The following is a 26288-nucleotide window of genomic DNA, read 5'->3' as shown; positions in this document are numbered from 1 at the left end:
TCTTCCTTTCGATAATTAGACATTTAGATATTTATCTAAATGTTAAAATGATTTCAGTTAATTGTCAATAATATGTAAGGCCCTTTTTACTTTTTCCACTTTTAACCTACATTAATTACTTTATAGAGTAAAACTGTAAAGATGGAAGAAATACGAGGGATACAAAATAAAAAAAGCTCTTCTAACTAAAGGAAGAGCTTCTTTTATTTAAATTTTATCATTTTATTAACAAACGAAGAAATCCAAAAGATTATTAAACTTATAATAAAGGACATACCTACTATCGTTCCGAATGCATTTAACCAATAACTAATCATGCTTTCACACACCTAGTTTGGATTCTATTAAATATAATACGAAATTATTCATTCTTTGTAGAGTCCTTTTGGACAGTTTTATGCGTCATGTCCACTGGAATTTTCGTTGTCCAAGTTCCTTCCGTTCCTCCAATTCTGTTAATATTAATATGTACAGATAAGAAGTCTGGGAATTTTTCACCTTCTAACGGTTCAAAAACAACTACTCCCTCTGGTTTGTCGTGCGCAGCTAACACCGTTTCAAAACTCTTTCCTGTTTGATCAGTTAAGTAAAAAATACTTGCCTCTGGTGCATCAGGATTACCCATACGATCTTTTTGATAATTATCGATATGAGTGTTACTAAGAAAATGCAAATATTGCACAGCATTAAATTTCTTATTTTCATAATGTGGACTCTCTACTTGTTTCCCGTCTTCTTTACCATCAGATTTAATATCAAGCCCAGTTGTATTAAATTCATATGGAACGAGCGAACCATCTTGTTGTTCAAAACGATAATAAACAAGTATTTTGGCATCTTGAATTAATATTTCTTTTATATGAAGAGTAATACCATTATCGACTATTTTTTCATTTAGCTGTATAGACTTTCCATCCGCAGCATCCTTTTTAACTTGATCATTAATCATGTCATTTAATTTTACTTCCGGTTTTACAAAATAAGAATTGTTTAATGCCATTGTACTCGTCGGTATAACGACAGCCGCTATTAAACCCACTATTAATAATTTCTTTTTCGTTTTCTTTTTGCTATCTTTTTTATACATTTGACTAAAGGATTGATAAGCATGTTCTTTAACTTCTTTAGGGACCTCTTGTTTCATTGCTTTTTTAAATTCATTTGAAAACGACATTTGAATTAGATTCCTCCTCATCTATTTCTATACTAGATTGATTCCGAATTTTTTCTAACGCTCTGTGAATTCTAGACCTTACTGTACCTATAGGGATTTGTAATAGTTCTGCAATTTCTTCATACGTATAATCGTGGTAAAAGCGATACACGATTACTATTCTAAATTTAAATGGAAGTTCTTGTATCACCGTTAATAACTGCTCTTCTGTTTCTTTTCTTAATAATACTTTTTCGGGAACGTCTACAACTGGATCATCACGTAATTGTTGTTTTTCAAATAAGCGCATCCTCTTCCATATATTTTTTCTCCACTGACTAATCTGTTTGTAAACAATTCCATTCAACCAAAATAGAAACGGTCTAGATTGATCATATGTTGAAATAGATTTCCAAAGTTGAAAGTAAACTTCATTTACGATTTCATTTGTATCATGCCGATTTTTAACTATAGCGAAGACAGTTTCATATATTCTCTGACTCGTTAAATCAAATATAAATTCAAAAGCCTCCTCATCACCTTTTAATAAACGTTCTATCCAGATATGTATATCTTCATTACTTGCCAAGTAGTGCCCCCTCCTTAACGATGTTCTCACTATATATTGGACAGTAAGCAAAATAAAGTTCCAAATTTCATAAAAAATATATTATTTTTTATGAAATTTCATCTATTTAAAAGGACAATACATTCAGTTATCCCTATAATACTTTTTACTTTTCTCACTTTTAACCTATACTGTTAACTAGCTTATATTTCAACATAATGAAAAGACGTGAAACACATGGTACACTATAGCTACAATTGTTTTTTTGAGGAGGAATATACATATGTATAAAATTTTAATCGTTGAAGACGATCCAAATATTTCATCATTACTGCAATCTCACATTCAAAAATACGGGTACGACGCTGTTGTTACTGAAAACTTTGATGATATTATGGAATCGTTTAACGCCGTGAAACCACACCTTGTTTTACTTGATGTGAACTTACCGAAATTCGATGGATTCTACTGGTGCCGTCAAATTCGTCATGAATCTACTTGTCCAATTATTTTCATTTCAGCGCGTGCTGGTGAGATGGAACAAATTATGGCGATTGAAAGCGGTGCGGATGATTATATTACGAAACCGTTCCACTACGACGTTGTAATGGCAAAAATTAAAGGTCAATTGCGCCGTATTTACGGTGACTATGCACCAAATATTTCTGAGCGTATCGTTGAAGTAGAAGGTTTAAAACTATTCCCTGAACGTCCAGAAATTCACTTCGGATCTGAACAAGTTCTTTTAACGAAGAAAGAAGCAATTTTAGCCGAAATGTTATTATCTAAATTCCCTCGTACAGCGAGCCGTGAAGATTTATTAGCTGCTCTTTGGGATGATGAGAGCTTCGTTGAGGAAAATACATTAAACGTAAACATCACGCGTCTTCGTAAAAAGTTCAATGAGCTTGGTATTGAAAATGCTATTGAAACAGTACGTGGACTTGGGTATCGTTTTAACGCAACTTGGAGTGAATAAGCATGAAGCTATTTTTACGTGATCATTTTACATTTTTTCTACTGTACGTATTAAACTTCGGTATCATTTTCGTTCTCTATGATGCAGTAGATGGATTTCAAAATAATAAGTTTTACTTCATCGTTTTAAGCTTATACTTATTTATTTGTTTCCTTGCTTATCGTTACGTTCGTAACCGTAGAATGTATCATAGATTAAGTGAGCAGCCAGAAAAAATGGAAGATGCGTTTATTGAAAGAGCAACCGCTCCGATGCCTCACGGTGTAAATGAACTCGTGCGTACGCAATACCGTCTCTTCCAAAAAGAACTACAATCGTATGAAGTAAAACAACAGGAACATCAATTGTTCATTAACCATTGGGTGCACCAAATGAAGACACCTGTTTCTGTTATGCAGCTTATGGTACTGGAGATGGAAGACGAACATTTAATTCCGAAATTCAAAAAAGAGTTAGAGCGTCTAAACCAAGGACTTGATATGGCTTTATACATGGCTAGGTTAAATAACTTCCATGAAGATTTCCATGTTGAGACGATTTCATTAAAAGATACGGTAACAAAAAATATTAATGGATTAAAAGAACTATTCATTCGTAATGGTGTCTTCCCTGTTTTAGAAGTACATTCTGATCTAAAGGTTGCTTCTGATGCGAAATGGCTAAAATTTATTATCTATCAGTTAATGACAAATGCAGTCCGTTACTCTGGTGAGCGTGGAAAGAAAGTGTTCTTATCCGCTTATCGAAATGGAAAAGATATTATTCTAGAAGTTCGCGATGAAGGCGTTGGTATTCCGCAAGAAGATATTCGAAGGGTATTTGAACCATTTTACACTGGGAAAAACGGTCGTACATTCGGAGAATCTACCGGTATGGGGCTTTATATTGTAAGTAAAATTTGTGATTATTTAGGTCACTCCGTCAAACTAGATTCTGAAGTTGGTAAAGGAACGACGATTAAAATCATCTTCCACAATGCTGCGAATAATCAAGCAGAGAATGTAGAGAAGGTGACTGAATCATGATCAGAACATATGCTAGCAAAATGTATGAGAACTCACTCTCATACATTTTTTGCAATAAAACTACATATTTCCCTGCTAACGGGAGGCACGTATTATGACATTTTGGCAATTTGCATTTAAAAATGTAACGCGCAACTCTAGAGCTTATTTTGCTTACTTTATAAGCAGTGCCTTTTCCATTGCTGTTTTCTTTTCGTTCGCTGTTTATTTGTTTCATCCGAAATTACAAAATCCCACTATGATCTCTGAAATTTCAGGATTAATGATTTTTTCAGAAGTTGTGATTGTTTTGTTCTCGTTCTTTTTTCTACTCTATTCAATCGGATCGTTTTTAAAAGTTCGTAAAAAGCAATTTGGTATTTTAACTATTTTAGGTATATCAAAAAAACAATTACATCGACTCGTTTTCACTGAAAATATGTTAATTGGTATTTTATCTATCTTTTTCGGTATGCAGTTTGGACTTGTCTTTTCGCAGTTTTTCTTATTAGTAACAGCGAAAATTACACATCTACCGGGGATATATTTATATCCCCCTACGAATGCTTTCATTTTAACAACGATTGTGTTTCTTGGTCTCTTTATCGCTGTATCTTCATTTACACCCATGCTAATTCGTACGAAAAAGACGGTAAACCTATTAAAAACGAATGGTAGGAAACAAAAGGAAAGAAAACCATCCATATTTATCTCTCTATTTGGTGCTATCTGTTTATTAGGTGGTTATATTTTAGCTGCAAACCCTAAATATTTCTTCTCAATAAACACGCAAGTAGGCGTTATCTATATGGTTTCAAGTGTTTTTGTGATTCCAGCGCTTGTTACAATTGGGACATATTTTTTCTTTTCTCAAATTAGTTTCTTACTTATTTATATTTTAAAGAAAAGAAGAAAGTTTTATATGAAACGAATTAATATGCTTTGGATTTCGGATTTAGCAAGTCGTATTCGAACAAATATCAATATGCTTTTTATTGTAGCCATGCTTTCTACAATTGCTTTCACAATGATTACGTTCCTATATGGATTCGGAAAGTTTACAAAGCTAGATGTTGCGAGAACTTCACCTTTTCCATTTTCTTATTTTTCATATGACGCAAATCCTTTTGTTAACAAGCATTTAACTTGGCTTGAACAGCAGTTACAAAAAGAAAATTTCTCTTATAAAAAGATCAAAACTGATTTATATGAAACACCATTGAAAGAAGATGAAGGTATAACGACTTACAATGACATTTATGCAATGAAACAAAGTGACTATAATAAACTTGCAGCTTCCCTGCGAATGAAAGAACTATTCATGAGTGATAACGAAGCATATATCTTAAGCGGCGATGCTTATTTCACCTTATTCAGCCAATTTGAGCCAAGCTTCAATAGAAAATCCATTACACTTTCTAGCACAAATACGATATTACAAGTAAAGGGCTATGAACAAGCAGGGGCCATTCCCTCTGACTTTTCATATCAAACTTTAATTTTACCTGACGCTGTTGTAAACAACTTACCAAGTACAACAAAGCATGTAGCAGCGTACAATTATAACGTACAAAACTGGGAAAAGACGTATGAAATTGCTGATGATTTTATGAAAAGAATACAAAGAGATCGACAAGAATTCCAATACGAAGGACCCCTTGTACGCTCCTATGAATCAGCAGGCTCATTATATAGAATCACATCAGGAAGTGCCGCATACTTCCTAATCGGGACATTCTTAGGTGTCATTTTCTTTATTGGAGCTGGTAGCGTTCTTTACTTCAGAATGTATACAGATTTAACGAACGAACAAGAAAAATATGTAGCAATTTCAAAAATTGGTGTAACAGATGCAGAGATGAAAAGATCTGCAACCATTCAACTTAGCATTTTATTTTTTGTTCCGTACGTTATGGCGTCCATTCATACAATGTTCGCGACAAAAATGCTTCAAGACGTAATTGCTTTATCACTATTCAAAGAAATTTCAGCCGTTCTTATTATTTTTGGAGTAGTTGAATTCATCTTTTTCTTATTTATTCGTTCCTTTTACATGCAAAAGTTATCAGAGTATACGAATGGTTAAGTTTTATAAATATATTAGTACAGGAAAAGGATACCTCTTATATTCTTTTCCTCTTCACTCTATTAGGAGGTTTAGGTGAATGACTTTTTGGCAGTTTGCCTTTAAAAATGTAACAAGAAACGCCAGAGCTTATTTCGCCTATTTTGTAAGCAGTGCGTTTTCCATTGCTATTTTTTTCTCATTTGCAGTTTATTTATTTCATCCTAAATTGCATATGACAGACGTGAATTATGCTCTGAACATATTAATGACAATTTCAGAAGTTGTCATTGTGTTCTTTTCATTTTTCTTTTTACTCTATTCAATTGGTACATTTTTAAAGGTTCGTAAAAAACAATTTGGGATTTTAACAGTACTTGGTATATCTCAAAAACAATTAAAGCGACTCATATTTATAGAAAATATGCTGATTGGTGTTCTTTCTATATTTTTTGGCATTCAACTTGGGCTTGTTTTTTCACAGTTCTTTTTACTAGTTACCGCCAAAATTACACATGTACCTGGCCTATATTTATATTGGCCGACAGGTGCTATCGTTTTAACTATAATCATCTTTCTTGGACTCTTCATTCTCGTATCATCTTTTACACCGATGCTAATCCGTACGAGAAAAGCTGTACGACTTTTAAAAGAAGGAACAAAACAAAAAGAAAGAAAAGCATCCGTACTCATTTCTCTATTTGGTGCGATATGTTTAATATCTGGATATGTATTAGCAGCAAATCCTCTATATTTTATGTCGCTAGGCGACATCATTGGGCTTTTATATGCCGTCTCTAGTATATTTGTCATTCCATCGCTTATTGCAGCCGGAACATATTTTTTCTTTTCACAGATTAGTTTTTTACTTATTCGTATATTAAAAACACGAAGAAAGTTTTATATGAAACGAATTAATATGCTTTGGATTTCGGATTTAGCAACGCGCATTCGAACAAATATTAATATGCTATTTATAGTAGCAATGCTATCAACGCTCGCTTTTACAATGATTACATTCTTATATGGATTCGGGAAATTTACAAAGTTTGATGCGATTAGGCAAAACCCTTTCCCGTTTACATATTTATCACATACTGAAAATACGTTAGCTGATGAACATTTAAACTGGTTAGAACAAAAATTTAATGAAGAGCACTTTACTTATACAAAATTTAAAACAGACATATATGAAGTATCTTCAGCTGAAGATAACGCGCAGCTCTATTATGCCATTAAACAAAGTGACTATAATGTACTTGCTAAGGCGTTAAATTGGGAAACTCTCTCGGTGAATAAGAATGAATCTTATATTCTTATGAAAGACTTAGACGATCAAGTTGTTGGAACAATTCATACTAAAGAAAAGAAAAATACTCTTACACTTGCTCAAAACAATTTACAACTACAAGTGAAAGAATATAAAAGTTATAACCCATTCCCAAACAGCTTAATATACCAATTGCTCATACTATCTGATGAAAATGTAGAAACATTATCCACCGTTTCAAAACAGATGAGTGTATATAACTTTAAAGTTAACGATTGGGAAGAAGCACATACTATCGGTTCAGCATTTATAACAAAAATTGATAACGACAATGCAGCTATTCAGGCAGAACATCCACCGTTTCATGCAAGTGAAGCAAGTGACTCTTTATACAACACGAAACTAAACGTTGCTTCATTTTTCTTAATCGGAACTTTTCTTGGTGTTATTTTCTTCATCGGTGCGGGCAGTGTTCTGTATTTCCGAATGTATACAGATTTAACAAATGAGCAAGAAAAGTATATAACGATTACAAAGATTGGATTAACAGCAGACGAAATGAAACAATCTGCTACAATCCAACTTGCGATTCTTTTCTTTGTCCCTTACATTATGGCATCCATCCATACGATGTTCGCGACAAAGATGCTACAAGAGATATTACATCTCTCGTTCTTCGCTGAAATTACAGTCGTACTTATGATTTTTGGAACGGTTGAAATTCTCTTTTTCCTTTTAATTCGTTCCTTTTATATGCAAAAATTATCACAACATATTAAGTTTTAAAAATAGAAAGGTGATTATTATGGAAGAAGTATTACACATAAAAAACGTCTCAAAAGTGTATGAAGGGAAAGTCCCTCATACCGCTTTAAAAAATATAAATTTACACGTGGATAAAGGTGAATTCGTCGCAATTATGGGGCCTTCTGGAAGTGGTAAATCTACGTTTTTAAACGTTATTTCTACAATTGATTCTCCTACTTCTGGAGAAGTCGTAATTAACGGCAAACAACCTCATACATTTCGTAGAGAAAAATTAGCAATTTTCCGCCGTCAAGAATTAGGATTTGTTTTCCAAAACTTTAACCTATTAGATACGTTAACGATTGGAGAAAATATCGTATTACCTTTAACGTTAGATAATGTTCCTTTAAAAGAAATGGACGAAAAGCTCGATAACATCTCAAAGAAACTTGGAATTGATCATATTTTGGACAAACGTATTTTTGAAGTTTCAGGAGGGCAAGCACAGCGTACTGCGGTAGCACGTGCTGTCATTCATCATCCGTCTCTTTTACTTGCGGATGAACCAACAGGAAACTTAGATTCAAAAGCAGCGATTGATGTAATGGAATTATTTACGAAATTAAACAAAGAAGAAGATGCAACGATTTTAATGGTTACGCATGATCCGTTTGCAGCAAGTTATTGTAACCGTGTTATTTTCATTAAAGATGGAGAGCTTTACAATGAACTGCATCGCGGATTGTATCGTGAGAAGTTTTATCAAGAAATATTAGATGTCCTAGCATTATTAGGAGGAAGACGTGGATGACATTTTGGCAATTCGCATTTAAAAATGTCTCGCGTAATTCTAAAGCATATTTCGCTTATTTTGTAAGTAGTGCTTTTTCTATTATGGTTTTCTTTTCATTTACTGTATATGCGTATCATCCGCGCTTACAAAGTGTACAAGGCTTTCAAGATCGGGATCCTCTAATGAACTTAGCTAGTACAGCACAGCTTGTGATTGTTATGTTCTCGTTTTTCTTTCTCTTATATTCAATTGGAACATTTTTAAATGTTCGGAAGCAGCAATTCGGGATACTCACTATTCTTGGTATCTCACAGAGACAATTAAAAAGATTATTATTTACCGAAAACATGATAATTGGGATATTATCTATCTTTATCGGCATACAGGGTGGTCTTGTATTTTCTAACTTTTTCTTATTAGTCACTTCGAAATTAACAAGTTCGAAAGGTCTTTATTTATATTGGCCAACAGAAGCGGTTATCGTTACAACCGTAACGTTTATCATTTTATTTTTAATCGTTTCTACGTTTACACCAATGTTTATTCGTACTCGAAAAACAACGCAGCTTATTAAGGGAGTTAACAAAAAGAAGAGCGAAAAAAAACCATCTATACTCATTTCACTATTTGCTTTAACTTGTTTAGGACTATGCTATTATATTGCCGGTTATCCGCAAGGCTACATAACGGAAAAAAATGCACAAAATGGGTCTGTATTCTTAATTATGCTATCTATTTTACCGCTCGTAGTAGTTGGGACGTATTTGTTTTTTTCACAAACATTTCTTCTCTTTATCTATATTTTAAAGAAACGAAGAAAGTTTTATTTGAAACAAATAAATATGTTATGGATTTCAGATTTAGTTTCTCGTACCCGCAGTAATATTAATGTACTCTTTATCGTTTCTATGCTATCTGCACTTGCATTTACAATTATTATCGGGTTATTTGCTGCAAACAATCATACGAAAGCATCCATACTAGAACGATATCCAATACCATTCACCTATACATCAGAAGGCGTTAATGCATTTGAACAAAAGCATATTACTACGATTGAAACTGAACTTACAAATGCTAATTTTCAATATGACAAATATAAGTTTACCGTTTTAAAAGATACAGCTTCAAAAGAATCAATTTCCATTATGAAAATGAGTGATTATAACGCAATAGCAAAGCAATTAAACAGACCAGAAATCACTCTTGATTCTACACAAGTTTATAATATTTCTCGCTATTCACCAGCGTTATTAAATCTCGTGTCTAACCCATTTGCGAAGCAGGACACGATTACACTTGGCTCTAATAAAAAAGAATTTCAAATTAAAGGTTTTATTAATAGAGGAATTGAGCCTCCCTTTGCATTACCTCACTTAATTGTGATGCAAGATGAAGTAATTGAAAATATGATTCCTCATATTGAAACAATTACAGTTTATAACTACTTCGTGGAAAATTGGGAAAACGCAATTGTCCCAACAAAAAATATATTAAAAAGCTTAGATCATGATGCAGAAACCTTGTATGAAGCACATAAGGATGAAGAAGATTTCATTAAACCATTCCATATTTATACAGCTACGGATGAACTCGTTCATAGTAAAGGAAATGCGGTTGCTCAGTTCTTTATTTGGGCATTTCTCGGCTTTATTTTCTTTATCGGTGCGGCTAGTGTTTTATACTTCCGTATGTATAACGACTTAACGAATGAAAAACAAAAATACATTACGATTACAAAGCTTGGCTTAACTGAATCAGAAATGTTTCGCTCTGCAACAATTCAATTAGGAATTTTATTTTTCGTTCCTTACATCGTTGCTGGTGTTCACACGTTATTTGCGGTTAAGTTTTTACAAAGTATGTTTTCTTTTTCATTACTAAAAGAGACATGTATCGTACTCACCTTTTTCGGGATTATCGAGATTATTTTCTTCTTCTTAATCCGTTCTCTGTACATTAATAAATTATCACAACATATTAAAACGTGAATAAAATGGCCTTGTGCAATACGCACAAGGCCATTTTCAATAGTTTTTAATTAGCAGCAATATCCACCATAGCCGCCTGCATAACCGCCGTAACCACCATAACCACAACCGCCGCCTCCGCCGAAGCAGCTAGCACCGATGATAATTAATAAAATAAACAATACGATTAGAAGCGCAAAACCGCCTCCGCACCCATGTCTGCGGTTACAATCATCATGTCTGTGTTCACACTTTTCGCTCATTACTCTATTCCTCCTTTAGTATCATTCATAACAAGTTCACCTTGCTCTAAATGAGGGGATTCCATTTATAGTATGTTTTCAGGGCGAATAGGAAGCTTGGCTTACTTAAAAACGGGCTTGTTTTGGCAATTGGGCTTCATCAAAAAAAGATACCTATTCAGGTATCTTTTAAAGAAACATATTCAACACAAGGGCAAAACCGAATGCAATAAATGATAACAATGTTTCCAGCACCGTCCACGTTTTAAACGTTTCCTTCACCGTCAAACCTAAATACTCTTTTACAAGCCAGAAGCCTGCATCATTTACGTGAGAAAACATTAGTGAACCTGCACCGGTTGCTATAACGAGCAATTCTAAATTTACACCAGACATGTGCTGAATAACTGGTGAAACAATTCCTGCTGCTGTCGTTAATGCTACTGTAGCTGATCCGGTCGCTATTCGAATTAATCCAGCTACCATGAAAGCTAAGACGATTGGGGATAACGATATATGTTCTGCCATTTGCGCAATCGCCGTTCCAACTCCACTTTCAATTAATATTTGTTTAAACCCACCACCTGCACCAATTATTAAAATAATTGAGCCTACAGGTAGTAAACTTTCATCTGTTAATTTTTTTATCATCTTTTTATTAATTCCTTGTTTGATGCCAAGTAAATAAAATGCTGCAAAACATGAAATAAGTAAAGCGATTACTGGACTTCCTATAAAGACTAAAAATTCAGTTATTTTTATTGATAAAGAAATATACGGTGCAACTACTGATAAAATCATTAACACGACTGGCAGTAAAATAATAAAAAACGAAACTTTACGACTTGGTAAATCGGTTGATACAGTCGTAACTCGAACAAGCTCCGGTTCATTTTCAGGTATAACCCTCTTATGTACCCACTTCGCAAATATCGGCCCTGCGATGATGGCTGTTGGTAACGCGATAATTAATGAATATAAAAGCACTTTTCCTAAGTTCGCATTATAAATCCCGATTGCAGTCATCGCACCTGGATGCGGAGGCACTAGCCCATGCACAATCGATAATCCAGCAATAACAGGTAACGCAATTAACAATATATTTTGCTTCGTCGTTTTTCGAATGGAAATAACAAGTGGTAATAAAATGACGATCCCCACTTCAAAAAAGACTGGAATCCCTATAACAAACCCTGCAAATAACATTGCCCAAGGTAATTTTTTTACGCCGAAAAATCGAATAAAGAAATCTGCAACTTGCATGCCTGCCCCTGAATCAGACATCATTTTCCCTAAGATAGTTCCAAGTGCCAAAATGCCAACTAAATGCCCTAGTACACTACCAACACCAGTTTCATAGGCAGCCACTATTTTCGTTAAGTTCAGTCCAGACATGATAGCTAAAAACAAACTCGCAACTGTTAAACTAATAAATGCATGCCATTTCCACCATGATACCCCTAAAATGACAATTGCGATCGCAAGTAACGTGACGATTAATAAGTATATATCCATCTCTCATTCCCCTTACTTTATAAAAAAAGAGGGAAAATCCCCTCTTTTTTATACGTCATAATTAACTACATAATGCTGCATTTCTGTATTGTAGTAGCCTTCGCTATATTCAATTACTTCGCCAACTTCATCGTAAGAATAGCGCATACGTTTTAATAACGCTGTCCCCTCTTTTTCACCTAACGATTCTGCAACGAAACTGGGCGCAAGTCCAACTGCGAATTCATCTCTGAAGTTTTCTAAATGTATACCTCGGTCTTCGACTAAATCATAAAGTGATTGTAAATCAAAGTCCGATAAGTCTGTACTTGCCATTTTCGCTGAGAAATAGTGCGTATAATGAATATATGGTGCATCATTTAACGTATATAAACGTTCAATACGAAAACTCTCTTTACCGAATAAGCGAAATGGCACTGTTCCTTCTTCATTATGAACGACTTCTGCCTTTAGCAATTTCTTTTGTACTTTATATCCTTCTTCCACTAACACTTCAGTAAATTTCTTACCCTTTGACAGTTTTGTCGCAGAAGTATTACGGATGACTTTCGTTCCTTTACCGCTCTTCTTTTCCAAATATCCTTCTTGAGCGAGTTCTTTAATCGCATTACGTACTGTAATTTTACTCACTTTGAACTCTTCCTCTAATTGTGGTTCAGAAGGAATATTCGTATGAATCGCATATACACCATGCAATATTCGATCACGAATAATATTTTTTATTTGTAAATATAATGGTCCTTTTTTTCTCGTTACGTTCACCGTTACACCCACTACCTTTCTACATCACCTACTGATGCCGTCATTGCCCGAAGTATATCCTTCTCTGATGACATTGGCGTATCACCGACGATTGTATGTGCAAGCATGCCAGCTGCTGACGCAAATGAAACAGCTTTCTCTGGTGCAAACTCTTCTATCTCGCCATGAATAATCCCGCTCGTATAAGCATCTCCAGCACCTATTCTATCATATACAGAAAACGTAAGTGTTTTTGCAAAAGTGAACGTTCCATCTTTACATATAAACCCGCGCAGTGAATGTGTATTATCACCGTTAATAGAGCGATGTGTACCAGCAATTGTAGCAATATGATACGTTTCAGCTACCTTTGGAATAAGATCAACAAGTTGCGCCTCTCGCTCCGTTTCTTCTGTTTTCATTCCTAAAACAAACATCGCATCTTTTTCGTTCATCATAACGATATCAGCAAGTCCTAGCATTTCTTCATAATGCGGCTTTGCCTGTTCATATCCGTCTTCTCCCCAAAGTGATGGACGATAATTGCAATCAAAAACGACGGCTCCTCCGTTTTCTTTAACTGCTCTCGCTAAAGACTTCATATGATGGCGCACCGTATCATTCATCGCAAGCGTAATACCGCAAAAATGAACGATATCAATTTCCTTAGCAATTTCTTCAAATTGGTACATCTCTTCAGACGCCGTATTGAAGCTACTTTCTAGTCGATTCGAATACGTAACGCGGCTTGCACGTGCACCGAATCCATTTTCTAAAAAATACATACCTACATATTTACCGCCTCTTGAAACAAGAGAAGTTTGAATCCCTAACTTTTGAATGTAAGATACAGCTGCATCTCCAACCGAATTTTCCGGTAAAGTTGAAATAAGAAGCCCTTCATGCCCTAAGTGAGAAAGTGCCGCTGCAACGTTCACACCTGTACCTGAAAATGAGTAATTTAGCGTGTTAGCTTGCGACAACAATTCATATCCAGGTACTTGCAGGCGCATCATTACTTCGCCGAACGCTGCAATTTTCTTACGCATATTGATCAACTAGCTTCTTCACGACTGCTAATAATTCACGCACATCTTCTACTTTCGTGTTACCAGTTTCTTTATCAATAATAGAAGAGTACACGTGCGGGATAACTTGCTCTACATTTGCTTCAAGCGCAATGCGTACAATTGTTTCAAAGTTCTCTTTATCAATTCCGCCTGTTGGCTCTAATGCGAATCCTTCTTCCGCACAAGCTTTCGCAACTGCGCGATATTCTTCTTCATGAGCTAGCCCTTTCATTGGGAAGTATTTCAATGAATTTCCGCCCATATCACGTACAAGTGCGATCGCTGTTTTAATTGGAACGATTGCTTTTTCTTCTCCAGCCGCACTAATTGGGCCAGTAGAAATATTTACGTAACCTACTTTTCCTGTTGGCGATACTAAACTATTAATCCAGCTATCTTTTTTGCCAAGATTTGCACGTGTCGCTCCGACTGAAGGGAACACTTGGTTAATATGGCTACCAGGATAATGCTTCGCAATTTCAGCCACAACTGCCGCTTGGCGATTATCTCCTGCTCCTAGTCCGATTGATACAGCGTCCTCAATTTCTTTTCCGTATGCTTTCATCGCTGTAACAGCTTCTTCTACAGTTGGATAATCTTTTGATAATACACCAACTACTACATAACCTTCTGCTGCTTCAAAAATATCTTTTGCATTTTCGATATTGTTCGCTAATACATTTAATGCTACGCGGCCTTTATAAAAACGTTTTTGAATGTTTGTCATTTTAGTTTCCCCCTACAATTTCTCTCAATTTTTCTTCAATTACATGTATGTCATCACCTTGAAGTGGACGTGGATCAATATCAAAGAACCCTTGTCTTACTCCGTAATCACGTGTATAAATTGCGATTTCCCCTTCGCGTAATGCTGTCACAACGTCTTTTGCTGATTTATTTAATTGTGTCTCGTTAATATGAATACGAGCTCTAAAGATTGCTCTTCCGGCTTCATCTTGAACGATCGTTACATTTACGCCGTTTAATTCTTTTAGCGGTATAAGTACTTGTAACAATTCTTTTTCTTGCTCGCTCTTATCTTCTTTTACTCCGTACTCATCAAGCGCTTGAAGTAAGCCAAATGTTGTTTCTTTCCCAACCTTCATACTTCTTCCGATGCAATGTAATTGCACTTTCAGCCACTCAATATACTTTCTTTTACCGCCCACAATACCAGAAGTAGGCCCTTCAATCGCCTTTGAACCACTATAAATGGCAAGGTCTGCATACTTCACATATTTTTGAATGTCTTCTTCAGCTGCCGCATCGACGATAAGCGGGATGTTATTTCGCTGCGCAACTTCCCATGCTTCTTCAACAGAAATCATATTTTTTTGTACTGCATGATGGGATTTCACATAAAGAATCGCCGCTGTATTTTCACCAATCGCATCTTCAATATGCTCTGCTTTCCCTTCATTTGCATAGCCAACTTCTACAAGTTTACCGCCGCCTAAGTAAATCATCGTTTCAACAGGGGCACCGTATTGAACGTTATGACCCTTTAGCATAATCACTTCGTTTTTCGCGATTACTTCTTGATGAAGTCTTTCACTTTTACGGCGATTTCCTTCTGTAACGATACCAGCGATAGAAAGCGCAATTCCACTCGATGCTGAATTCACAACAACTGCTGCCTCTGACTCTAGAATTCTCGCAATATGGTCTCCTGCTTTATCTACTAAATCAGCAATTTCCACATAATTTTGTCCACCATGTTTCATTGCATCCATAACTGTATCTGCCGGAGCGGATACACCTAAAATACTCATTCTACCGCTCGCATTAATCACTCTTTTTAATCCATACTTAGCATTCAATGAATGACCCATTGATTACAACCCCTTTCGTATCAATCCTTCTTTCAGCAATGCGCTGATCCCCTTCTGAATCAATTAACGTAACCTTCTCATCTTTCACCGTAAATAAAGTTAAATTTGCAATATCGCCTTCTTGAATGCGGCCAAGCTCAGGTTTCTTAAGCCACTCTGCTGCATGTTTCGTAACCGCATCAATCACTTCTTCTAGCGGATAACCTAAGTAAAGGAATTTCGAAAGAACGTGAGCCATACTATACACTGGACCGTGTATACGGTTCTTCCGGTAAATATCTGTACTAATTGTATTAAGCGTAATACCGTAACGCTTCGCCGCTTCTGCTACTTTAAAAGAAAAACTAGCATTACCATGACCAACATCTAAATGTACGCCGCGATTCACTGCATCTAGTAACACAGGTAGCGGTTTGCCTTCTTCATCAAATAAATTATTTTCTTTCCCGTTTAAATAATGTGTAATGACATCATCTTTTTCTAAAAGAGGTACAACTTCCTCAATGCGAGGAGGCGCTGAACCGATATGTACCATAATTGGCAATGATGTTTCACGGGATAAATCACGCGCTATATGAAGTGGATCAATTCCACTATCACAAACGACACTTTTACTCATTCTCGCCTTTAACCCAACGATTACATCTTTATACTTTTCTACTGCTTCTATTACTTTCTCTTTATCTATCCATTCCATATTGGATAATTCATCAATTCGTTTTAAACCGATGCGAGAAATATTTAAAAAGGCAAATAAATTCGTTTTTGCCTGCTCTCTACTTTTTACTAAATCTGCAATGCGATCAGCACCGCAGCTACCTGCATCAACAATTGTCGTTACCCCTTGCTTAACGCCAATTTCATCCACCTCATCGCCATACGGATCAAACTCTGGAAAAGCGTGAACGTGCAAATCAATCCAGCCACTTGATACGTAAGTACCAGAGTAATCAAGAACCTTTCCACCTTCGCCAGCACCAGCTTTCGTCACCTGTGCGATTTTATTATCTTCAATTACAATGTCAATCTCTTCCCCGTTCACACGTTTCACATTACGTAGTACGAATCGTTCTGTCATTGTACTTCCACCCTTTTCTATAAGAAGCCATAAGAATACGCTTACATTAAAATTTCATTTTTCTTTATCTCTTTCACACATTTAGAGTAGCACAAAAAAAGGGAGAAGTAAACATAACGTTATAATGTTTAAAAGTAAATAAAAAGATGCTCCTCAAAATGCTGATAGTACAGGAAATTATATCAACGATTTTTCGAATATATCTATCATAACTTACAATATATCAACGATTTTTCAATTATATCTATCGTAACTCAAAATATATCAACGATTCGACAAGGAATATCGATTTACCGACAAAAAACGCCAATCCCTTTCTTATATACGAAAAGGCTGCTCCAAAACGGAACAACCTCTTTATCTATTCCTGAACCGTCACAATAACCCCATCCATATTGTTCCCCGAAATTTCATACTGCTTATTTACTGGGACATTTACGTTCATATTCTCTGAAACTTTATAATAAGAAACCGTATATTTCTTGCCTTCCACCTCAGTTGAAATTTCTTTTTCCTCTTTTAAGAACTCTAAATATTCCTCTAGCGTAAAATTCTTTTTTTGCATAATTGCGCTATGAGGTAAACCCACGTAACGTATATGCCATGGCTCATATTGAATGCCTGTAATGTTACTTTTATTTTTCGGGTAGCGTAATACAAAGCCATGCTTCCATACGTTCTCCTCCACCCACTTACCTTCAGGAGCCCTCTCCATTTTCTTTTGAGTAGACCCAACATCGAGTGATAATCCTAAATTATGCTCACTGTATCCTGCTGGGAGTGCATAATCTGATCCCATTTCTTTATATAATTTACTTTGTTCTTGAAAATCTCGGTACCCGCTACTCATTAGGAAATGCTGTACTCCATCTTTTCCAGCCGCATCGACAACGTTCAAAAACTTTTTTACAACACCCTTTGATAAGCGAAGGTTTCTATCAAATATTACATAACCTCTTACTAATTCACTATTATGATTTACATTTATAATATCAGACCTAATACTATCTTTTTTTACTGGGTAATCTTTATTAACTAATAGTAGATCCCCTTTATAAATTTGTTCTTTTGTAACCTCTACCTTTTCCATACTTGCAGTCTTTACTGCACTATTTTCCCCGCCGATTTTCACATCAATTTCCTTTTGAAATAACGGTGATATGTAAACGCCTACACAGATTGTGCATGCTATAAAAAAAGAAATAAATACCCACTTTTTCATTTCTAGTTCCTCCTTAACGTAACTTACGTATAGAATAGAAAAAACTATTAAAATAAAAAGTGGGGTAAAGTTTAAATTTTTATTAAATTGTTACGTTCTCGTCTTTTGGCAATCTCACTTCAAATAACGTTCTAACTACATTACTTTCAGCAGAAATCGTACCGTTATGCTGCTCGACAATATTTTTTGCAATAAATAGTCCAAGGCCTGTCCCGCCACGGTTCTCGGTTCTCGCTTTATCACCTGTATAAAACATATCAAATAGATACGGTAAATCTTCTTCTGGAATGCTATCTCCGTAATTCATAACTTGCACGACAACTTCTCCATTATCGACATACCCATTCATATCAACAAATTGTCCATCATATCCGTATCGAACAGCATTTGTTAACAAGTTTTCAAATACTCTAGCTAACAATTTTCCATCACCGTGCATCGGTAAATGAGCATCAACATGCAATCTAGCTTCTAAATGATGTTTCTCTAATAACGGATATAATTCCTCTTCTAACTGTATAAGCAACTCACTTATATCAATAGGCTTTTTATCCAGCTTTAGCATGCCATAATTCATACGTGTAATTTCAAATAGCTCATCAATTAAACTTTCCAGCCTTTGTGATTTCGTATATGCAATCGTGGAAAAATGTTTAATTTGTTCCTTCGTCAAATTCTCATCTTTAAGAATTAAATCTAAATATCCTAACACGGATGTTAATGGCGTTCTTAAATCATGAGCTAAATTCACAACGAGCTGATCTTTACTACTTTCAGCAAAGTCGCCTCTTTCCACAGCTTCTTTTAACTTTTCACTCGCAACATTTATTTCGCGCGCGATATTTCCAAACTCATCATTTGATGAAACTTGAACTTTATTTGTAAAGTTACCGTTCGCAAGATGATGAATCCCATTAGAAATTTCATCAAAGTATTTTAAATACGGTTTTGTCAAAAAGAAGAAAAAGATAATAGATAACGGAATAAAGAAAATTAAAAAGAAGTTAATGTCCCCAAATTCCCTTACCATTGATCGAAATTGCGCTAAAGGCTCTTCGTAGCGAACCATCTTTTTATAATACAGCTGCAATCCTTTATAAATTATATAAGTTACAGTTGCTGCAAGCACCATACTTAACGCAAATAAGGCAATCATTTTAAAACGAAAGCTTTTCATCATGTTAGCCATTGAAAGTATAACCTACCCCCCACACTGTTTTTATTAACTTATCCTTTCTTTTATCTTCCCCAAGCTTTTTCCGTAACGTACGAATATGTACCATAACTGTATTTCCACCTTCATAATAATCATCTGCCCATACTTGCTGAAAAATATTTTCCACATTGTACACTTTCTTCGGATGACTCGCTAATAAATATAAAATGTCAAATTCTTTCGGTGTTAACTCAATTTGCTCTCCATATACATTTACCGTTCGGCGCTCAGGATCAATAATGACTCCGCCAATCTCTAAAGCAGACTTACTTTCCGCTACTTTCGGTTGATTTAACGTAAAAAACCTACGCAGTTGTGCATTTACACGTGCAACTAGTTCTATTGGTGTGAAAGGCTTCGTCATATAATCATCCGCACCTAGTACAAGACCTGTCACCTTATCGAAGTCAGATGTTTTCGCGCTTAAGAAAATAATCGGCATATGATATTTGGCGCGAATCTGTCTCGTCACTTCATATCCATCCATTTTCGGCATCATAATATCTAAAACCACTAAGTCAATTGGCTGCGTTTTAATAATATGCACCGCTTCTTCTCCATCGGCTGCTTTCACAACATGATACCCTTCTTTTTTTAAATGTATCTCAATTAAATCAGCAATTTCTGCCTCATCATCAGCTATCAAAATTGAAATGCGCTTCATCTTACTCCCCCTTTATACGCTCGATTTTAAACTAGTCTATCCAATTTGTACAATACAAAAAAGGCTACCCGTTTGAGTAGCCTTAGTAAATGAAATTATATCGACCATAACTTGAATTATATCGGCGATTTTCCAATTATATCGACCGTAACTTGAATTATATCAGCGATTATTGAAATATATCGACTTACCGACAATTAACGACAAAACCCTCTCGCTATTTGCGGACAGCCTAACGAAACTTCCATTTACCGCTCAAACACAATCCGCTGCTTCGTGATTTCATCCAGTCTCTTGCGGTCTACTTCATACTCAGCTTCAACACTTTGCGGTACAATCACTTTCCCGCCCTTAAGCATCACTTCCGGCGAAATAATATCCTGCTCCCAATGTCTACTAGAAGCGGATATATCACCAGGAATCGTAAAGTTCGGCAATGAAGCAAGCGCAACGTTTTGTGCTCGTGATATACCCATTTCTACCATACCGCCGCACCAAACTGGTATGTTATGCTCCATGCAATAATTATGGATTTGAATAGATTCTGTTAATCCGCCCACTCGCCCTGGTTTAATGTTAACGATGCGGCAACTACCAAGCGTAATCGCAACGCGCGCATCTTCTAAACTATGGATGCTTTCGTCTAAACAAATCGGCGTTTCAATTTTCTTTTGCAGCTGTGCATGATCAAGAAAATCGTAATCCGCTAGCGGTTGTTCAATCATCAGCAATTGAAATTCATCTAGTCGTTTCAGCCTCTCCGTATCCGCTAATGTATAGGCTGAATTTGCATCAGCCATTAACGGGATATTCGGAAACTCTTTACGAATTTCTTTCAATAATTCGTAATCATGCTCTGGCTTTATTTTCACTTTAAAACGCTCGTATCCTTCTTCCGCGTACTTCTCGATTTGTTTTAGCATAACCGGAATCGTATTGATCCCGATTACAACGCCGACCTCAATTTCAGACTTCGTTCCGCCAAGCAATGTCGCTAGTGGTTTCTTTTGACGCGTCGCATATAAATCCCAAACAGCCCCTTCTATTCCGGCCTTTGCCATTCGGTTTCTCTTTATATGCTGGAACAAACTCGGCACTTCATTCGGATGAGAGATTTCAGTTTCCAATAAATCCGGTATTAAAAAATCCTGAAGTACATGCAGTGCTGTCTTCACCGTTTCTTCCGTATACCACGGTTCAGAAAAAGCAACGACTTCACCAAATCCAATGTGCCCGTCCGTATCTTCTAATTCAACGACGATACTCTCACGCCTTTCGTAAGTTCCGTAGCTTGCAGCAAACGGGATTGCGAGTGGCATTTCCGTTATATAAAGTATCGCTTTTTTTATCTCCACCTACATCTCCTCCAATAATTGTCTTAACTCTCGTCTTAACAATTTTTTCGAAGCGTTTCGTGGTAATTCCTCTAAGAAACACACTTTCTTCGGCACTTTATATTTCGCTAATTTCTCCTCGCAAAAATGAAGAATTTCTTCTTCTCTTACCTCTCCGCTTTTTACAACAAAAGCAGCTGGCACTTGTCCCCAACTTTCGTCAGCCATACCGACAACACCGGCTTCTGCTACTGCAGGATGAGATAGTAACACTTCTTCAATTTGAGCTGGATATATATTTTCTCCCCCAGAAATAATTAAATCACTGCGGCGGTCTAATACGTATAAAAATCCTTCTTCATCTAAATAACCGAGGTCACCAGTATGAAGCCAGCCATTTTGAATTGTTTCACGCGTCGCATCTTCACGGTTGAAATAGCCACCTGTTACGTTCGGTCCTTTTACAACAATTTCTCCTTCAGCATGTGGAGGCACTATTACGCCGTCTTTTTCAATACGAAGCTGACATTGGAATAGTGGTTTTCCAGCTGATCCTACTTTCGTTAACATGTAATCTGCTGATAACGTACAAATTTGCGAAGACGTTTCTGTCATACCGTACGTTTGATACACAGGAATTCCTTTTTCTACACACGTTTCTAATAACGGTTTCGGCGCTGGCCCTCCGCCTAGTAACATGCATCGTAAAGAAGAGGGATATGTCTCTTCTCCAAGTCGCTCTAAAAGATCTGTTAACATTTTAGAAACGACAGAAATAATCGTAACGCCTCTCGTTTGAAGTGCTTCATGAATAAAATTAGCATCATATTTCGGAACGAGTAAAATGCGCATACCGTACATAATATTTTTCATTAACAGAGATAGCCCGCCAACGTGGAACATCGGCATACAAGCTAACCAGCAATCATCATCACGAAGCCCTAAATTAAGCGAAGAACCGACTGCGCTTGCCCAATGATTACTGTACGTTAAAATAACGCCTTTCGGCTTCCCTGTCGTCCCAGACGTATAAATAATTGTCATCGCTTCTTCTAAAGAGAATTCTTCCTGTATAGATGCTTCCGCCTTCGATCCATTCATCACTTCAGCAAATGAATATACAGGAACATCTGTAGTCTCAAAATCTTGATCCGTCACTAAACAAACAACTTCAGCATCATCCATTTGCCAAAGTAGCTCTTCTCTTGAAAGACGCGTATTTAAAAGCACAGCTACTGCACCTACGTAAGATAGGGCGTGAATAACTGTAATCATCTCCATACCATTTTTCATCAGAACAGCCACCTTTTGTCCACGCTTCACTCCAACGTGCGTGAGGTGTTCACAAACAGATACTACTTTTTCATGCAACTGCATAAAAGTAACCTTTTCGTCCTCTATTTCAATTGCAGTGCGATCTGGTGTTAAAAATGCACGTTGCTTTAACCAATTTGGCATAGTTTCCATCATACATTCTCCTTTCCTGAAAGAAAGAGACTTGATATGACATCAAGTCTCTTAGTTGTTTTGTTTCCGGTTGATTCCATCTAGCTACAGCGGCTAGAACAGTCGGTCGTTTCACGCCTTCTTGTTCTAAGCAAGCCGCTTCCGCTTTTGGTTTCATCCAGCTGCGCCTCCTAGCCCCTTCCATCTAAGAACCTTCCGCACGAGAAAGTAAAAAACACTTTCTGTGCGAAAGAACCTTAGCCTACGAGGCTAAACAGTCGGCTCCGCTTTTGGTTTGATCACGGGAAACGAGGGAATTGACCGAAGTCCGGGCTGCGTTTTTCTTTGAACGCGTCACGACCTTCTTTTGCTTCGTCAGTTGTGTAGTACAATAACGTTGCATCTCCAGCTAATTGTTGAATACCAGCTAGACCGTCTGTGTCTGCGTTGAATGCAGCTTTTAGGAAACGAAGTGCCATTGGGCTGTTTGCTAAAATTTCTTGTGCCCATTGTACTGTTTCTGCTTCAAGCTCTTCTAATGGTACTACAGTGTTTACTAAGCCCATATCAAGCGCTTCCTGTGCACTATATTGACGACATAAGTACCAAATTTCGCGAGCTTTCTTGTGGCCTACCATACGAGCTAAGTAACCAGCTCCGTATCCACCGTCAAAGCTTCCTACTTTAGGACCTGTTTGTCCGAATACAGCGTTGTCTGCAGCGATCGTTAAGTCACATACGATATGAAGTACGTGTCCTCCACCGATTGCATAACCTGCTACCATTGCGATAACTGGTTTAGGAATTGCGCGAATTAGACGTTGTAAGTCTAATACGTTGAGACGTGGGATTTGGTCGTCACCTACATATCCACCATGACCGCGAACTTTTTGGTCGCCGCCAGAACAGAATGCACGTCCACCTTCACCTGTTAAAATGATAACGCCAACATTTGCATCATCACGAGCGTGTGCAAAAGCGTTGATCAACTCCATTACCGTTTTAGGACGGAATGCGTTATGTACTTCAGGGCGGTTAATCGAAATCTTTGCGATACCATTGTATGTTGAATAAATAATATCTTCGTAATTGCCTTCTTTTACCCATTCAATAGCCATTACAACTACCTCCTTGTATATTTCTGATCTCCTCTATAAGTGTAGCTTCCCTCTTAGGTGAAAAAAGCATCACTGCATAGTTTTTAGAAATCCCTTTACTATTGTATCAAACTTTTCAGGTTGTTCCACATGAATTGCATGGCCAGCACCATCAATTTTGACAAATTTCGCGTCAGAGACGCATTTTTCGATATTTTTTAATATGCGAAAGAACTTTTCATCATGCTCACCGTTCATTAAAAGAACAGGCATTTTTAAGTTTTGTAGCTCATTCCACCATGAAGGCTGAGCCCCTGTTCCCATGCCTCGCAAGCTATTTGCAAGTCCTTTTGGATTGTTAGCAAGTCGTTCTTTTCGCACTGCTTCTTGTACCTTTTCTGCTAAACGTTTTTGCGTTTCGAACAGCGGAATATTTTCCCACATCGCTACAAAACTTTCGATTCCTTCTCGCTCAATTTTATGAGCAAGTCGCTCATCTTTTTCACGACGTTCTTTTCTAGCCTCTTCACTTTCAAGCCCAGCTGTACAATTTTCTAATAAAAGAGAACGTACATATTCTGGATATAGGCATGCCATCGTAATCGCCAGCCTACCGCCCATTGAATAGCCGAGTATGTGCGCTTTTTCAATATGAAGGTAATCTAGCAGCTCTTTCATTTGTAATGCCGCATTTCTAATATCATAATGCGTCACAGCTTCAGGACTTTCCGTTTTTCCGTGCCCAACAATGTCTACTAAAATGACTTGAAATTTCTCGCTCCAAGAAGGAACGAAAAAACGCCACGTTTCCATGCTTCCCGTAAAACCATGAAGAAGTAGAAGTGGTTCACCGCTTCCGACTACTTCATATTCATACGATACACCTTGCAGCGTTACTTTCATCGTGATTCACCTTGTAAAGATGTAGTAATCACGTCCATCGTTTTTGCCCATAATGTACGGTGCAATGTTAAGTTCTCATCACGATTCGTACAAATTTCCACAACGTGTAAACCTTCCGCCCTTGTTCCCTTTTGTACCTCTTCTCGGAATTGCTCCCAACCATTTACACGGCTAAATGAACCACCGTACATTTTAACAACGTGTTCATAATCAAGCCCAATCGGTGTTCCAAATAATGATTCAAAATGTTCCTTTTTCTCATACTGTGGTAAGAATGAGAAAATACCACCACCGTCATTATTTACAACGACAATTGTTATGTTTAATTCATGTAATTTCGCTGCTAACAGTCCATTTAAATCGTGATAAAATGATAAATCACCGATGACTAATACGAGCGGATCACAAATAACGCTCGCGCCTAAAGCTGTTGAAATGATTCCATCGATACCATTTACACCGCGATTTGCCATCACCTGAATGTTTTTATTTGATGTGAAGAAGAATGAATCTGTATCACGAATTGGCATACTATTACTCACAAATAACGTTGCCCCATCTGGTAATACGCGTACAATATCCGTAATAACCTTTCCTTCAAATGCCGTTTCGTATGTTTCCATTTCACGAAGCGTTTCCTTCGTTTTTTCGTTTATATGTTGCCACATTCGGGACCAATCATTCTTTTTCATAGCTGGCATTTTTTCTATTAATGCCTTGCAAAATGCAATATCATTTGCCTGTACAACTTCTGTCGCAACGAGAGCTGGATCTCTCCATTGTCCAGATTCGTCAACAACGATATGAACAGCTTTCGTCTGTTTTTTAATGAACTGCGTTAATGCTTTCGAAACAGGCATACCACCAAAGCGAATCATCACTTCTGGCTTCCACGTTTCTTTTAACAATTCATTTCGTAAAAATGTATCGTAACAGTCAATTACCATCGTTTTATCGTGATGTCCGCTACGAATGTTAGAAAGTGGATCCGCTAATATTGGATATCCTGTTTTTTCAGCTAATTGTGCTGCAAACGCTGCGATTTCTGAATGACTATCATCTCCACAAATAATAAGCCCCTTTTCCATATGTGAAAGGCGCCCTACAAGAGAATCTACATATTCACTCGGCATCACCGCGTTCCCTTGCTGAACTACTCCTGTATATTCCCCGCGTCCTTTATCCCATAAACTTTCTAATGAAAAGTCCGGGATAAGCGGTTCACGCACTGGAAAATTAAGATGAACAGGTCCTTGCGGCGTTAAAAGTGCGCTTGCTATCATGCGCTGCGTCGTCATGCGAGCATAATGATACATCGCTTCACTCGCTTCTGGAATTGCCATCTCTGTAAATTGCTTCACAAACGTACCGTATAAATT

The 26288-nt window shown here is 36.8% G+C and carries 23 protein-coding genes; 6 read left to right on the top strand and 17 right to left on the bottom strand.

The genetic code is table 11. From position 1 onward, the window contains the following. Nucleotides 1-361 precede the first annotated feature (361 nt). Nucleotides 362-1174, bottom strand: a complete 813-nt coding sequence (locus JDS92_RS15395; protein ID WP_098710978.1) for a DUF4179 domain-containing protein — start codon at nucleotides 1172-1174, stop codon at nucleotides 362-364. After that, nucleotides 1158-1742 (bottom strand): sigma-70 family RNA polymerase sigma factor, encoded by a 585-nt coding sequence (locus tag JDS92_RS15390; RefSeq protein WP_000157855.1) that lies wholly within the window; start codon nucleotides 1740-1742, stop codon nucleotides 1158-1160. The genes JDS92_RS15395 and JDS92_RS15390 overlap by 17 nt, the downstream gene beginning before the upstream one ends. A 262-nt stretch (nucleotides 1743-2004) precedes the next feature. Between JDS92_RS15390 and JDS92_RS15385 the strand changes: the two genes are divergently transcribed. From JDS92_RS15385 to JDS92_RS15360, 6 genes are all read left to right on the top strand, one after another. Continuing rightward, complete coding sequence (locus JDS92_RS15385; protein WP_000276732.1) at nucleotides 2005-2700, top strand: response regulator transcription factor; 696 nt, start codon at nucleotides 2005-2007, stop codon at nucleotides 2698-2700. A 2-nt stretch (nucleotides 2701-2702) separates the two neighbouring features. Next, the gene (locus JDS92_RS15380; protein ID WP_000765359.1) at nucleotides 2703-3725 is read left to right on the top strand and encodes a sensor histidine kinase; all 1023 of its coding nucleotides are present in this window, start codon (nucleotides 2703-2705) and stop codon (nucleotides 3723-3725) included. 94 nt (nucleotides 3726-3819) lie between these two features. Then, nucleotides 3820-5790 (top strand): FtsX-like permease family protein, encoded by a 1971-nt coding sequence (locus tag JDS92_RS15375; RefSeq protein ID WP_000145026.1) that lies wholly within the window; start codon nucleotides 3820-3822, stop codon nucleotides 5788-5790. Nucleotides 5791-5869: 79 nt separating this feature from the next. Beyond that, nucleotides 5870-7825, top strand: a complete 1956-nt coding sequence (locus JDS92_RS15370) for an FtsX-like permease family protein (RefSeq protein ID WP_000144986.1) — start codon at nucleotides 5870-5872, stop codon at nucleotides 7823-7825. A gap of 19 nt (nucleotides 7826-7844) precedes the next feature. Next, on the top strand, nucleotides 7845-8597 hold the full coding sequence (locus JDS92_RS15365) for an ABC transporter ATP-binding protein (RefSeq protein ID WP_000393256.1): 753 nt from the start codon (nucleotides 7845-7847) through the stop codon (nucleotides 8595-8597). Beyond that, nucleotides 8594-10570: an FtsX-like permease family protein gene (locus tag JDS92_RS15360; RefSeq protein ID WP_000144930.1), complete on the top strand. Its 1977-nt coding sequence runs from the start codon at nucleotides 8594-8596 to the stop codon at nucleotides 10568-10570. Before JDS92_RS15365 ends, JDS92_RS15360 begins: the two co-directional genes overlap by 4 nt. 50 nt (nucleotides 10571-10620) lie before the next feature. Here JDS92_RS15360 and JDS92_RS15355 read toward each other — a convergent pair whose 3' ends face one another. From JDS92_RS15355 to menD, 15 genes are all read right to left on the bottom strand, one after another. Next, nucleotides 10621-10812: a YjcZ family sporulation protein gene (locus tag JDS92_RS15355; protein WP_001290392.1), complete on the bottom strand. Its 192-nt coding sequence runs from the start codon at nucleotides 10810-10812 to the stop codon at nucleotides 10621-10623. Nucleotides 10813-10980: 168 nt separating this feature from the next. Beyond that, nucleotides 10981-12306: a gluconate permease GntP gene (gene gntP / locus JDS92_RS15350; protein WP_000356144.1), complete on the bottom strand. Its 1326-nt coding sequence runs from the start codon at nucleotides 12304-12306 to the stop codon at nucleotides 10981-10983. Between the two features lie 48 nt (nucleotides 12307-12354). Then, the gene (locus JDS92_RS15345) at nucleotides 12355-13080 is read right to left on the bottom strand and encodes a GntR family transcriptional regulator (protein ID WP_000539290.1); all 726 of its coding nucleotides are present in this window, start codon (nucleotides 13078-13080) and stop codon (nucleotides 12355-12357) included. After that, complete coding sequence (locus JDS92_RS15340) at nucleotides 13080-14096, bottom strand: sugar kinase (RefSeq protein WP_098657189.1); 1017 nt, start codon at nucleotides 14094-14096, stop codon at nucleotides 13080-13082. Before JDS92_RS15340 ends, JDS92_RS15345 begins: the two co-directional genes overlap by 1 nt. Further along, nucleotides 14089-14844: a 2-dehydro-3-deoxy-phosphogluconate aldolase gene (gene dagF / locus JDS92_RS15335; protein ID WP_199632122.1), complete on the bottom strand. Its 756-nt coding sequence runs from the start codon at nucleotides 14842-14844 to the stop codon at nucleotides 14089-14091. Before dagF ends, JDS92_RS15340 begins: the two co-directional genes overlap by 8 nt. Before the next feature lies 1 nt (nucleotide 14845). After that, nucleotides 14846-15949 (bottom strand): DgaE family pyridoxal phosphate-dependent ammonia lyase, encoded by a 1104-nt coding sequence (locus tag JDS92_RS15330; RefSeq protein ID WP_199632121.1) that lies wholly within the window; start codon nucleotides 15947-15949, stop codon nucleotides 14846-14848. Then, nucleotides 15927-17027 carry an amidohydrolase/deacetylase family metallohydrolase gene (locus tag JDS92_RS15325; protein ID WP_097957369.1) on the bottom strand — a complete coding sequence of 367 codons (1101 nt, stop codon included), beginning with the start codon at nucleotides 17025-17027 and terminating at the stop codon, nucleotides 15927-15929. The genes JDS92_RS15330 and JDS92_RS15325 overlap by 23 nt, the downstream gene beginning before the upstream one ends. 361 nt (nucleotides 17028-17388) lie before the next feature. Then, nucleotides 17389-18249, bottom strand: a complete 861-nt coding sequence (locus JDS92_RS15320; protein WP_000759391.1) for a D-Ala-D-Ala carboxypeptidase VanY — start codon at nucleotides 18247-18249, stop codon at nucleotides 17389-17391. Nucleotides 18250-18331: 82 nt separating this feature from the next. Further along, entirely contained in the window at nucleotides 18332-19438 is a 1107-nt protein-coding gene (locus JDS92_RS15315; protein WP_000002593.1) for a sensor histidine kinase, read from the bottom strand. Beyond that, nucleotides 19431-20129, bottom strand: a complete 699-nt coding sequence (locus JDS92_RS15310) for a response regulator transcription factor (RefSeq protein ID WP_000822514.1) — start codon at nucleotides 20127-20129, stop codon at nucleotides 19431-19433. Before JDS92_RS15310 ends, JDS92_RS15315 begins: the two co-directional genes overlap by 8 nt. A gap of 248 nt (nucleotides 20130-20377) precedes the next feature. Continuing rightward, the gene (gene menC / locus JDS92_RS15305; protein ID WP_173780970.1) at nucleotides 20378-21484 is read right to left on the bottom strand and encodes an o-succinylbenzoate synthase; all 1107 of its coding nucleotides are present in this window, start codon (nucleotides 21482-21484) and stop codon (nucleotides 20378-20380) included. Then, a complete protein-coding gene (locus JDS92_RS15300; RefSeq protein WP_199632120.1) occupies nucleotides 21485-22930 on the bottom strand; it encodes an o-succinylbenzoate--CoA ligase in 1446 nt (481 codons plus the stop codon). A gap of 278 nt (nucleotides 22931-23208) precedes the next feature. Further along, nucleotides 23209-24027 carry a 1,4-dihydroxy-2-naphthoyl-CoA synthase gene (gene menB, locus JDS92_RS15295; protein WP_000963888.1) on the bottom strand — a complete coding sequence of 273 codons (819 nt, stop codon included), beginning with the start codon at nucleotides 24025-24027 and terminating at the stop codon, nucleotides 23209-23211. A gap of 69 nt (nucleotides 24028-24096) precedes the next feature. Continuing rightward, complete coding sequence (menH, locus tag JDS92_RS15290) at nucleotides 24097-24909, bottom strand: 2-succinyl-6-hydroxy-2,4-cyclohexadiene-1-carboxylate synthase (protein WP_097959478.1); 813 nt, start codon at nucleotides 24907-24909, stop codon at nucleotides 24097-24099. Continuing rightward, nucleotides 24906-26288, bottom strand: a 1383-nt coding sequence (menD, locus tag JDS92_RS15285; RefSeq protein WP_199632119.1) for a 2-succinyl-5-enolpyruvyl-6-hydroxy-3-cyclohexene-1-carboxylic-acid synthase, incomplete at its 5' end; no start/stop codon positions are given. The genes menD and menH, both read right to left, overlap by 4 nt.

It is taken from the genome of Bacillus cereus group sp. N12, from assembly GCF_016483575.1.
Taxonomy (GTDB): domain Bacteria; phylum Bacillota; class Bacilli; order Bacillales; family Bacillaceae_G; genus Bacillus_A; species Bacillus_A toyonensis.
This window is presented reverse-complemented; position numbering and strand designations above follow the sequence as displayed.

Bases quoted from the DNA above. Each gene is read 5' to 3' on its own strand.
- JDS92_RS15325 (WP_097957369.1), bottom strand. From the start codon at position 17,027: ATGACAGAACGATTCGTACTACGTAATGTGAAACGTGTGAACGGGGAA.
- JDS92_RS15320 (WP_000759391.1), bottom strand. From the start codon at position 18,249: ATGAAAAAGTGGGTATTTATTTCTTTTTTTATAGCATGCACAATCTGT.
- JDS92_RS15330 (WP_199632121.1), bottom strand. From the start codon at position 15,949: ATGGGTCATTCATTGAATGCTAAGTATGGATTAAAAAGAGTGATTAAT.
- dagF (WP_199632122.1), bottom strand. From the start codon at position 14,844: ATGACAAACATTCAAAAACGTTTTTATAAAGGCCGCGTAGCATTAAAT.
- gntP (WP_000356144.1), bottom strand. From the start codon at position 12,306: ATGGATATATACTTATTAATCGTCACGTTACTTGCGATCGCAATTGTC.
- menB (WP_000963888.1), bottom strand. From the start codon at position 24,027: ATGGCTATTGAATGGGTAAAAGAAGGCAATTACGAAGATATTATTTAT.
- JDS92_RS15310 (WP_000822514.1), bottom strand. From the start codon at position 20,129: ATGAAGCGCATTTCAATTTTGATAGCTGATGATGAGGCAGAAATTGCT.
- JDS92_RS15380 (WP_000765359.1), top strand. From the start codon at position 2,703: ATGAAGCTATTTTTACGTGATCATTTTACATTTTTTCTACTGTACGTA.
- JDS92_RS15375 (WP_000145026.1), top strand. From the start codon at position 3,820: ATGACATTTTGGCAATTTGCATTTAAAAATGTAACGCGCAACTCTAGA.
- menH (WP_097959478.1), bottom strand. From the start codon at position 24,909: ATGAAAGTAACGCTGCAAGGTGTATCGTATGAATATGAAGTAGTCGGA.
- JDS92_RS15365 (WP_000393256.1), top strand. From the start codon at position 7,845: ATGGAAGAAGTATTACACATAAAAAACGTCTCAAAAGTGTATGAAGGG.
- JDS92_RS15385 (WP_000276732.1), top strand. From the start codon at position 2,005: ATGTATAAAATTTTAATCGTTGAAGACGATCCAAATATTTCATCATTA.
- JDS92_RS15360 (WP_000144930.1), top strand. From the start codon at position 8,594: ATGACATTTTGGCAATTCGCATTTAAAAATGTCTCGCGTAATTCTAAA.
- JDS92_RS15340 (WP_098657189.1), bottom strand. From the start codon at position 14,096: ATGCGTAAGAAAATTGCAGCGTTCGGCGAAGTAATGATGCGCCTGCAA.
- JDS92_RS15395 (WP_098710978.1), bottom strand. From the start codon at position 1,174: ATGTCGTTTTCAAATGAATTTAAAAAAGCAATGAAACAAGAGGTCCCT.
- JDS92_RS15315 (WP_000002593.1), bottom strand. From the start codon at position 19,438: ATGGCTAACATGATGAAAAGCTTTCGTTTTAAAATGATTGCCTTATTT.
- JDS92_RS15370 (WP_000144986.1), top strand. From the start codon at position 5,870: ATGACTTTTTGGCAGTTTGCCTTTAAAAATGTAACAAGAAACGCCAGA.
- JDS92_RS15300 (WP_199632120.1), bottom strand. From the start codon at position 22,930: ATGGAAACTATGCCAAATTGGTTAAAGCAACGTGCATTTTTAACACCA.
- JDS92_RS15355 (WP_001290392.1), bottom strand. From the start codon at position 10,812: ATGAGCGAAAAGTGTGAACACAGACATGATGATTGTAACCGCAGACAT.